Origin of the sequence: Nonomuraea longicatena (assembly GCF_039525605.1) — a bacterium.
Taxonomy (GTDB): domain Bacteria; phylum Actinomycetota; class Actinomycetes; order Streptosporangiales; family Streptosporangiaceae; genus Nonomuraea; species Nonomuraea longicatena.
This window is the reverse complement of sequence record NZ_BAAAHQ010000015.1, coordinates 253255-262765: the sequence shown is the minus strand read 5'-3', so window position 1 is coordinate 262765 and position 9511 is coordinate 253255. Positions and strand designations below refer to the sequence as shown.

The 9511-nt window shown below is 70.5% G+C and carries 8 protein-coding genes; 1 reads left to right on the top strand and 7 read right to left on the bottom strand.

Annotation, left to right across the window (positions count from 1 at the left end):
* Nucleotides 1-41: 41 nt before the first annotated feature.
* The 5 genes from ABD120_RS16775 to ABD120_RS16755 all read right to left on the bottom strand — a co-directional run bounded on the left by ABD120_RS16775 (nt 42) and on the right by ABD120_RS16755 (nt 6130).
* Nucleotides 42-1793 carry a bifunctional metallophosphatase/5'-nucleotidase gene (locus ABD120_RS16775; protein WP_343950823.1) on the bottom strand — a complete coding sequence of 584 codons (1752 nt, stop codon included), beginning with the start codon at nt 1791-1793 and terminating at the stop codon, nt 42-44.
* A gap of 44 nt (nt 1794-1837) precedes the next feature.
* Complete coding sequence (locus ABD120_RS16770) at nt 1838-2653, bottom strand: carbohydrate ABC transporter permease (protein ID WP_343950822.1); 816 nt, start codon at nt 2651-2653, stop codon at nt 1838-1840.
* Entirely contained in the window at nt 2646-3536 is an 891-nt protein-coding gene (locus ABD120_RS16765; RefSeq protein WP_343950821.1) for a carbohydrate ABC transporter permease, read from the bottom strand. Before ABD120_RS16765 ends, ABD120_RS16770 begins: the two co-directional genes overlap by 8 nt.
* A 3-nt stretch (nt 3537-3539) precedes the next feature.
* Nucleotides 3540-4784 (bottom strand): ABC transporter substrate-binding protein, encoded by a 1245-nt coding sequence (locus tag ABD120_RS16760; RefSeq protein ID WP_343950820.1) that lies wholly within the window; start codon nt 4782-4784, stop codon nt 3540-3542.
* A gap of 101 nt (nt 4785-4885) precedes the next feature.
* Nucleotides 4886-6130, bottom strand: coding sequence for a Gfo/Idh/MocA family protein (locus ABD120_RS16755; RefSeq protein ID WP_343950819.1), 1245 nt, complete (start codon nt 6128-6130; stop codon nt 4886-4888).
* Between the two features lie 124 nt (nt 6131-6254).
* On the opposite strand from ABD120_RS16755, the gene ABD120_RS16750 reads away from it, so the two are divergent.
* Entirely contained in the window at nt 6255-7436 is a 1182-nt protein-coding gene (locus ABD120_RS16750) for an ROK family protein (protein WP_343950818.1), read from the top strand.
* Between the two features lie 21 nt (nt 7437-7457).
* Here the strand turns inward: ABD120_RS16750 and ABD120_RS16745 are convergent, their stop codons facing one another.
* Both ABD120_RS16745 and ABD120_RS16740 read right to left on the bottom strand, forming a co-directional pair.
* On the bottom strand, nt 7458-8234 hold the full coding sequence (locus ABD120_RS16745; RefSeq protein WP_343950817.1) for an enoyl-CoA hydratase-related protein: 777 nt from the start codon (nt 8232-8234) through the stop codon (nt 7458-7460).
* 42 nt (nt 8235-8276) lie between these two features.
* On the bottom strand, nt 8277-9392 hold the full coding sequence (locus ABD120_RS16740) for a nitric oxide synthase oxygenase (RefSeq protein ID WP_343950816.1): 1116 nt from the start codon (nt 9390-9392) through the stop codon (nt 8277-8279).
* Nucleotides 9393-9511: the final 119 nt, after the last annotated feature.

Here is a 9511-nt window from a genome sequence, read left to right as displayed (position 1 = left end):
CGGTGGAACGGCGGCGCCGCCGAAGCCGGGTCGTGGTCAGGTCACACCGGGGAGGCCCGGTTCAACGCGGGTGGGGAGACGGACGGACGTCCGCCCAGGTAGGCGCGGAGGGCCTCGTAGTCACGCTCGCCTCTGACCGGGTCGGTGAACCCGGCGAAGGCGGTGTAACCGTCGGCGCCGATCAGGGTGTAGGCGAGCGCGGCCAGGCGGTAGGTCCTGGCCGGGACGAGGGGCCTGCCGTCGATCAGCACGTTGGCCGGGAGCACCCTGCTGCCGACCGGCTTGGACAGGTCGTACTTGAAGCGGACATTGCCAGACACGGCCAGCGGCGCGAACTTGACCGTGCCATCCGGCTGGGTCTGCCACTGCTGCTCCAGCGCCTGCTCGATCTGGCTGCCCTTCACGGAGACCGTCAGCACCGGGTTGGCATAGCCCCAGGCGTTCCATGCCTGCCCGAAGGTGACGGTGCCGTCGCCGGAGCGGATCAGGTCGGCGCGCAAGGAGTTGGAGCCCTTCACCGGAGCCACGGCCACCATCGCCAGGTCGGCCGTCGCACGGTAGGGCCAGGACGGCTTGCGGGCCATCACGTCGGCGACGAGATTGCCGAGCGTGCTCTCCCCGTCCGCGTCACGGGCCCTGGTCAGGCTCGCGGTGATCTTGCCGACCGGCGTGGCGGCGGTCGTGGGCTGCTTGGCCACCCAGTAGTCCACGGTTGCCGCCATGTCGGCGTCGGCGGGGACGTCCCTGGTGACCGGGTGGTTGGTCGCGGTGGTCTGCGCCCTGATGACCTCCCCGTCGGCCGGGTCGAGCTTCAGGTTGATCTCGTTGACCAGTTTGCCGTGGAAGGAGGCCTCCACGACCGGGCGCGGGTTGCCCGCCGGGTCGGGGATCGAGCAGTTGAACGCCGAGTGCCAGTGACCGGTGACGATCGCGTCGATGTCGGGCGAGGCCTGCCGGGCGAAGTCGATCACCGGACCCGTGGGGTTGGTACAGCGGTCGTACAGGTTCTCGGTCGTCGTGCCGCCCTCGTGCACGTTGGCGACGATCGCGTTCACGCCCTGCTGCTTGAGTTCGGCCGCGTACTTGTCAGCGGTCTCGACCAGCGGCAGGTTGTCCAGGGTCGGCTGGTAGGAGGTGGAGCCCGTCACGGTGGTGGGCGTGGTCAGGTTGATGAAGCCGACCGGGAAGCGGCGCTCACCCGCCGTGAACCACTTGACGACGTACGGCGCCAGCACCGGCTGGGCCGAGCCCTTCTCGGTGATGTTGGCGGTCGAGAACTCGAAGTTCGCGCCCTTGAACCGCTGCCCGGAGGAGTCGGTGAAGCAGCTGTCGAGGCCGATCCTGCCGAAGCACGTGCCGTTGGCCATGTGGTCGCGCAGGAACTCCAGCGACCGGTCGAGTTCGTGGTTGCCGACTGCGGTGAACTCCACGCCGAGGCGGTTGAGCACCTCGATCGTGGGCTCGTCCGCGTGCTGGGAGACGTACGTGGGCCAGCCGCTGAAGTCGTCTCCGGTGGTGAAGGTGACCGTGTTCTGGCGCCCTTCCCGAAGCCGCTTCAGGTGGGTGGAGAGGTACTGCGCGCCGCCCACGGTGAGGGTCTCGCCCCGGGAGTTCTTGATGGTGCCGTTCGCCGCGTCGGTCGCCGGGCTGAGGTAGCCGTGGAAGTCGGTGATGGAAAGTAATTGGACGTCCACGGGCGCCTCCTGGGCTGCCGCCGCGGGCGGCGGCGCGGCCAGGCCGCTGCCCAGGAGGATGCCTGCGGCGATGACGATCCTGCTGCGGTAGGAACGCACATCAACTCCTTCATAACCTTTTGATAGGGATATATGGGGATAAATCAGCCTTTAGAGCCGGTGAAGGCGATACCGGCGATGAGCTGCCGCTGCATGACCACGAAGAGGACGATCATCGGCAGCGACGCGACGATCGATCCGGCGAACAGGATCGGGAAGTCGGTCAGGTACTGACCGCGCAGCGACGCGAGCCCGGCGGAGAGCGTCATCAGCTCCGGGTCGGTGTTGACCACGAGGGGCCACAGCAGGCTGCTCCACGACCACATGACCGTCAGCAGGCCGAGCGCCAGCAGGCCCGGCCGTACCAGCGGCAGCATGATCCACCAGTAGATCTGCAGCGGATTGGCCCCGTCGAGGCGCGCGGCCTCGTCGAGTTCCCTGGGCAGCGTGCGGAAGAACTGGCGGAGCAGGAAGGTGCCGAAGGCGCCGAACACGCCGGGCGCGATCAGCGCCTGGAGCGTGTTCAGCCAGCCGAGTCCCTGCATGATCTCGTAGCGCGGGATCAGGAACAGCTCCGCCGGCACCATGAGCACGGCCAGGAAGAGCCCGAACAGCAGGCCCCTGCCGGGGAAGCGCAGCCGCGCGAAGGCGAAGGCCGCGAGCGAGCACAGCAGCAACTGCCCCGCCGTGACCGCCGCCGTGACCACGACCGTGTTGAACATCTGCCTGGCCAGCGGCACCGTGCGGAAGACCTCCGCGAAGTTCGACCACTGCCACGAGGGCACGAAGGCCGGCGGCACGCGCAGCGACTCCGGCAGCGACTGCAGCGAGACGATGAGCTGCCAGGCGAACGGCGCCAGCATCACCAGCGCGCCCGCACCGAGGGCCAGGTGGACGGGCCACGTCCTGGTGCTACTCATAGTGCACCCACTTCTTCTGCAGCCGGAACTGGATCGCGGTGAGCACGAGGATCAGCCCGAGCAGCAGGACCGCGATCGCCGCCGCCATGCCGCGCTGGTTCTGCACGAAGCCCTTCTCGTAGAAGAGGTAGACGATCGTGCGGCTGCCCGCCAGCGCCGGGCTGTTCAGGTCGATCATGAGATAGACCAGGTCGAAGACCTGCAGCGCGCTGATCACCGTGATCACCATGACGAAGAACGTGGTGGGCGTCAGGAGCGGCAGGGTGATGCGGAAGAACTGCCGCATCCGCCCGGCCCCGTCGATCGACGCCGCCTCGTAGAAGGGTCGCGGGATGCTCTGCAGCCCGGCCAGGAACAGCACCGCGTTGTAGCCGATCGAGCTCCAGATCCCGACCACCGCGATGGCGTAGATCGCGTACTTCGGGTCGCCCATCCAGTACGGCCCGTCGATCCCCACCTTCGCCAGCAGGTAGTTGATCAGCCCGAAGTCGCCGTTGTAGAGGTAGCGCCAGGTCAGGCCGACGGCGGCGGGCATGGTGACGACCGGCAGGAAGTACAGCGTCCGGTAGACCGACAGCCCGCGCAGCCCCCGTACGTTCAGCAGGACCGCGATCACGATGGACACCGGGACGCCCGCCAGCACCAGCAGCGCGTACGTCAGCGTGTTGCCGAGCGCGCCCAGCAGTTCGGCGTCGCCGAACAGTTCGGCGAAGTTGGCCAGGCCGACCCAGGTGTGGCCGCCGAAGACGCCGGACTCGGTCAGGCTGAGGTAGAGCGTCTGGACGACCGGCCACAGGTAGAAGACGGCCAGCCCGATCGCCATGGGCGCGACCAGCGCGTAGCCCCAGATCCACTCGCGTCTGGCGCGTTGTGCCGTGCTCATCGCCTATTCCTTGGCCAGGATCTCGTTCATCCGCGCCGCGATCTCCTTCGCGACGTCGGCGGTGGGCCTTCTGCCCGCCCACGCCTCGGCGAGGAGCTTTTGCTGCGCGTCCTGCCACTGCGCGGTGTTCAGGCTCACCGGGTACGGCACGCCGTCGGAGGCGGCGACGTCGAAGACCTCCTTCAGGTGGAAGGTCGGGAACGCCTTGAACCAGCTCTCCTGGGTGCCCTCGCGGCCCGACACGGCACCGCCGCCGGAGTCGCTGAGGATCTGCTGCGCCTGCTGGGAGACGACGAACTCGGCGAAGGCCTTGCTCGCCTCCGGGTGCTCGCTCTTGGCCGAGACGGCGTTGGCCGTCCCGATCACGACCACGCCTCTGCCCTGCGGGCCCTTGGGCAGCGGGACGACGTCGACCCGCTCGCGGATCTCCGGGTTGTTCCAGTAGGTGGAGGCCAGCCAGGAGCCGCCGTACTGCATGCCGTACTTCCCCGACTGGAAGAGCTGGATCGGGTCGGTGTCGTTGTAGACCTCGGCGGCGGGGGCGGACTTCTCCTTGATCAGGTTGGTCCAGAACTCCAGGCCCTGGATGGAGCCGGGTTCGTCGAAGCCGCTCTTCTTGCCGTCCGGCGAGAGCACCCGGCCGCCGGCCTGGAGCATGGTGTTGTAGAAGGCGGCCTGGTCCCACATCGGGGCCATGATGCCGTACTGGCCCTTGGCCGGATCGGTCAGCTTCTTGGCGGCTGACTGGACGTCGGCCCAGGTCCAGTCGGCGGTGGGGTATTTGACTCCGGCGGAGTCGAAGACCTTCTTGTCGTACCAGAGGGCGGGGACGTTCACGTTGTGCGGCAGGCCGTACAGCTTGCCGTCGTAGCGGTAGCCGTCGACGACCGCGGTGGGGAGCCCGTCCGCCTTGCTCTCGTCGAGGGGGGCGATCACGCCGCCTTTGGCGTACATGCGGACGTTGAGGCTGTTCATCCAGAAGACGTCGGGGGCGGTGCCGCCGGAGGCCGCGGTCTGGAGCTTGGTCCAGTACTGGGCCCAGGGGGTGATCTCCAGCTTGACCGTGACCTTCGGGTTGGCCTGCTGGAAGGCGGCGATGATCTTCTCCGCGCTCGCCTGGTCGTTCTTGTCCCAGATCGCGTAGCTGATCGTGGCGTTTTCGGATCCGGCGGACTGGGTGGACGAGCCGCATCCGGCGGCCATGAGGGCGAGGGCCAGTAACGCGATTGCGGGACGGCGAGTACGCACGTGCTTCTCCAAGGGGGTGGTTCGATGCCGGCTGGGGAGAGCTGCGGTAGGGCGGCGCTCTCGTGGGCCTCAGCTCGGCGGGTCTTACGCGGGCGGCAGGGTCAGAGGGCCTGCACCGTCCTCGTCCGGCGGGCGCGCTCGGCCGCCCAGACGACCCGGTGCCCGGCCAGCGCCGCCTCGGCGTCGGCGCCGAGCCGCGCCTGGTCGCGGGTGGCGACGGCCTCCAGGAAGACCCGGGTGAGCCCGGCGTCACCGCCCCCGTGCCCGTCGGCCAGGGACGCGCCCACTCCGTTCTGGGAGTCGACGACCTCCTCCGCTCCGGTCGTGAAGTCGACGACCCTGATCGTCCTGCCGTCGCCCTCGGCGTAACCGTGGGAGCCGAAGATCCGGGTCTTGCGGTGTTCGAGCGGGGTGAAGGCGGTCATCGTGAACGACACGGTGGCGCCTCCGGCGAACTCCATGATCACCACCTGCTGGTCGACCACGTCGTTGTCGCAGGCGTAGACGCACCTGCCGTACGGGCCGGTCTCCAGGGCGGACATGACCCCGGCCGGGGTGGCGTCGGGGGTCACCGGGCCGAGCGGCCAGAACTCCGACTTCGGGTCGCCCAGGCAGCCGAGGTAGAGCCGTTTGGCCGAGTACGGGCAGCCGGACTCGACGGCGCAGCTCACGCACCGGGCGCCCGCGCCCTCCGGCCGGTTCTCCGGGCGGAAGTGCGTGAGCGAGCCGAAGGAGGCGACGCTGACCGGCTGATCCTCCAGGACGTGCAGCAGCCAGTCGATGTCGTGGCAGGACTTGGTCAGCAGCATCGGCCCCGACCCGGCGCTCTCGCGCCAGGCGCCGCGCACGAACGAGTGCGCCTGGTGCCACCAGCCGACCGGTTCCAGATGCTGCACACTGGAGACGGAGCCCAGTCTGCCGCTGGAGACGATCTCCTTCAGCGCCCTGGTGTAGGGGGTGTAGCGCAGGACATGGCCGACGGCGAAGATCACCCCGGCGCGCTCGACCGCCTCGGTGATGGCGCGCGCCTCCGGCTCGGTGGGAGCCATGGGTTTCTCCAGCAGGATGTCGTAACCCAGCCGGGCGAAGGCCACGGCGGGCTCGGTGTGCATGTGATCCTGCGTGGCGATGACGACGGCGTCGGCCAGCTTGGGCACTGCGGCCAGCTCCGCCCATCCGGCGTAGCAGGCCGTGTCGGGCAGGCCGTGCTCGGCGGCGAGGACGGCGCGCCTGGCCGGATCCGGTTCGGCGACCGCTACGACGCGGCCCCGGCCGTCGGCCGCCGCCGCTCTGGCGTAGATGAGGCCGCGGGCTCCAGCTCCGACGATCGCGATGGTGGGTGTCATGGACGAACTCTCTCCCGACTTATTCAGGACTCCATAAATACTCTGCCCTACACGCCGTGATCAAGTCCTAGAATCAGAATGATCCGTCGTGTGGCGGCCGTACATATTGAGGAGTGCATCATTAGTGAGGGACGATCGGGCGCAGGTGAGCGGCGGAGACCTCCAGCGGCTGCGCCAGCTCAATTCGCTCAGCAGCATCCGCGCCCTGCGCGCCGCGCGCCGTCCGCTGACGCTCACTGAGCTGGCCGCGATCACCGGCCTGTCCAGGGGATCCATCGTGGACGTGGCGGGCGACCTGCGCGAACGAGGGTGGATCGCCGAGGTCGAGCCCGCCCCCGGCAGCATGGGCAGACCGGCCCGCCGCTACCGGTTCCGCGCGGACGCGGGCCACGCGCTCGGCATCGACATAGGGGTGCACAAGATCCTGGCCGCCGTCACCGACCTGAGCGGCCACATGATCGCCAGCGGCCGGATCTCGGTGGACGCCGGCGCCGGCCGGGCCGCCCGGCTCGACGCCGTGAGCCGGGCCGTCGAGGCCGCGATGGTCGCCGCCGGGCTGACCCCCGCGGACATGTGGGGCGTGGCCGCGGGCACCGTGGGCGTGGTCAACCGGCAGGGCGAGATCACCCGGGTCGAGGCGCTGCCCGACTGGCAGGGCGCGGACCTGCTCGGCCACCTCGCCGAGCTGCTGCCCTGCCCGATCGCCGTCGAGAACGACAGCAAGCTGGCCGCCCTGGCGGAGCAGCGGTTCGGCGTCGCAGCGGGCGTGCGCGACCTGGTCTACCTGCACGCGGGCCGCCGTCCGGGCGCGGCGCTCATCCTCGACGGCCGCCTGTACCACGGGTACGGCGGCGGCACCGGTGAGGTCGGGCTGCTGCGCGTCACCGGCTGGCCGGACATGGCCCGGCATCTGGAGGAGTGCCCCGTGGCCGAGGGGGCGCCGCCGGAGGACGCCGCCGCGCTGGTCTTCGGGGCGGCCCGCCGGGGCGACGCGGCGGCGAAGGCGGCCGTCCGCGCCTACGCCGAGGACCTGGCGCTGGGCACGGCGGCGATGGTGCTCACTCTGGATCCCGAGCTGGTGGTGCTCGGCGGCGGCTTCTCCCGCTCGGCCGACGTCCTGCTCGGTCCGCTGCGGCGGGCGCTGGAGCCGCACTGCCTGCGCGTGCCCCAGGTCAGGTCCTCGACGCTCGGCGACGAGTGCGTGGTCCTGGGCGCGGCCGGTTTCGCCCTCGACCGGATCGACCAGCGCTTCTTCTCACCCGAGGGGGCGATCTCCCGCCCCGCCGCACCACTGCGCACGACCTGAGCCCCCGCGCCCACCCGAGCGCTATCCGAGCGGCGGGAAGCGCGGCGGGCGGCGTTCCAGGAAGGCGGACACCCCCTCGGCGAAGTCCGGGCGGCCGAACGAGGCCAGCATCTCCGCGACGGCGGCCTTCTCCGACTCCGCCAGCGTCACGTCCCAGTCCCGCCACGCCTGCCGCTTGATGACCGCCATCGAGGCGGGCGAGCTGTGGACGGCCAGCTCGCGCGCGTAGGCCCAGGTCTCGTCCAGGAGCCGGTCCCCCGGCACCGCCCGGACGGCCAGCCCCAGCTCGCGAGCCTCCGCACCGGTGAACACCCGGCCGGACAGCAGGATGTCCAGCGCGCGCTGCTGGCCGATCAACCGGGGCAGGATCCAGGCCAGGCCGTACTCCGCGATCAGTCCGCGCCGGGCGAACGCGGTCGTCCACTTGGCGTCCTCCGCGGTGAAGACCAGGTCGCAGACGAGCGCGTGGACCATGCCGAGCCCGGCGCAGGCCCCGTTGACGGCGGCGATGACCGGCTTGCCGATCGTCGTCGGGTACGTGGCGGGCCTCGGGTCCGGGGTGTGGTCGTAGGTGCCGTCCCGGAGCGCGCCGAGCGTCTCGAAGTCGGCGCCCGAGCAGAAGCCCCGGCCCGCGCCGGTCACCACGACGGCCCGGACGTCCGGGTTCCGTTCGGCCTCCGCCAGCAGGTCGAAGTACCGCCGTCCCAGGGCGTCCGTCCACGCGTTGAGCCGCTCGGGCCGGTTGAACGTCAGCGTCAGCACGCCCTGGTCGATCTCTGACAGTACGAGCTCGGACATACCGTCAACAGAATCATCTTCTGGCCAAGGGGCGCAAGAACCTCAGTGCCGGGGCACGAAGGCGGGGGTCAGCGCGGCCTCGTCGTAGTAGCGGTGGAAGACCGGGGTGGCGCCGCCCGAGATCGGCGGCACGATCCACGACCAGTCGGCAGGGCAGACCCGACCGGCCTGCTCCTCACGTTCCAGGTGGGTGAGGAACCGGCGCGACTCGGTGTGGTGGTCGGTCATCGTCACCCCGGCGCGCTCGAAGGAGTACAGGACGGCCACGTTCAGCTCGACGAGCGCCCGGTCGCGCCAGAGCGAGCGCTCGGTGGAGGTGTCGAGGCCGAGCCGTACGGCGACCTCGGGCAGCAGGTCGTACCTGTCGGCGTCGGCCAGGTTGCGCGCGCCGATCTCGGCCCCCATGTACCAGCCGTTGAAGGGCGCGCACGGATAGCACACGCCGCCGATCTCCAGGCACATGCCGGAGATCGCCGGTACGGCGTGCCAGCGCAGCCCGAGTTCCGCGAACCACGGGTGCGCGGGATGGGCCAGCGGCACCTCCAGCACCGCGTCCCCGGGCAGGGGGAACAGCCGGGGCTCGCCGTACCCGGGCCTGATCACCAGGGGCAGCACGTCGAAAGGCCCGGCCCCGCCCCTCCAGCCGAGTTCGCGGGCCAGGGCGGTGAGCGCGGCCTGGGCCGGGTCCCCGACGAGCGAGCCGTCGGCCCGGCGGTGCCCGGCGTACCTGATGAGCTGATCGTTCAGGATCCTCGGCGCCGGGCGGCCCGGGGCCTCCGGCGCGAAGACCGTGATGACCGGGCGGATCCGTCCGCCACAGGTGGCCTCGCGCAGGTGCTCCGCGCACTCGGCCGCCACCTCCTGCGGCGCCGTGACCTCGCGCCGGTCACGGACCTTCAGCGAGCGCCAGTACAGGCGGCCGATGCATCGGCTGCTGTTGCGCCAGGCGACGCGGGCGCCGTAGGCGAGTTCGGCCGGGGTGTGGGTGTAGGTGCCGCGACGGGCCACCTCCGCCGCCACCTGCCGCAGGCGGTCCCCGGGGTCTGCGGCGGGGTTCTCGGCGTGGAACTGTCTGAGGAAACGCTCCGCCTCGCGCAGGACGACAGGGGTGTCCGGGCAGGCGGTATCGACGGGACGGGAGCTGATCCAGGTTCGCACTCGGCAACCAACGCATTCCACGACACGGATCGCGTCTCCGGTTTCCGGGCCGGTGACACGTCCTGGCGGCGGCGCCCTCTCCGCACCGCCTTCGCTCCGCGGCACTTTCCGCGCCCATC

Bases quoted from the DNA above. Each gene is read 5' to 3' on its own strand.
- ABD120_RS16770 (WP_343950822.1), bottom strand. From the start codon at position 2,653: ATGAGTAGCACCAGGACGTGGCCCGTCCACCTGGCCCTCGGTGCGGGC.
- ABD120_RS16765 (WP_343950821.1), bottom strand. From the start codon at position 3,536: ATGAGCACGGCACAACGCGCCAGACGCGAGTGGATCTGGGGCTACGCG.
- ABD120_RS16755 (WP_343950819.1), bottom strand. From the start codon at position 6,130: ATGACACCCACCATCGCGATCGTCGGAGCTGGAGCCCGCGGCCTCATC.
- ABD120_RS16745 (WP_343950817.1), bottom strand. From the start codon at position 8,234: ATGTCCGAGCTCGTACTGTCAGAGATCGACCAGGGCGTGCTGACGCTG.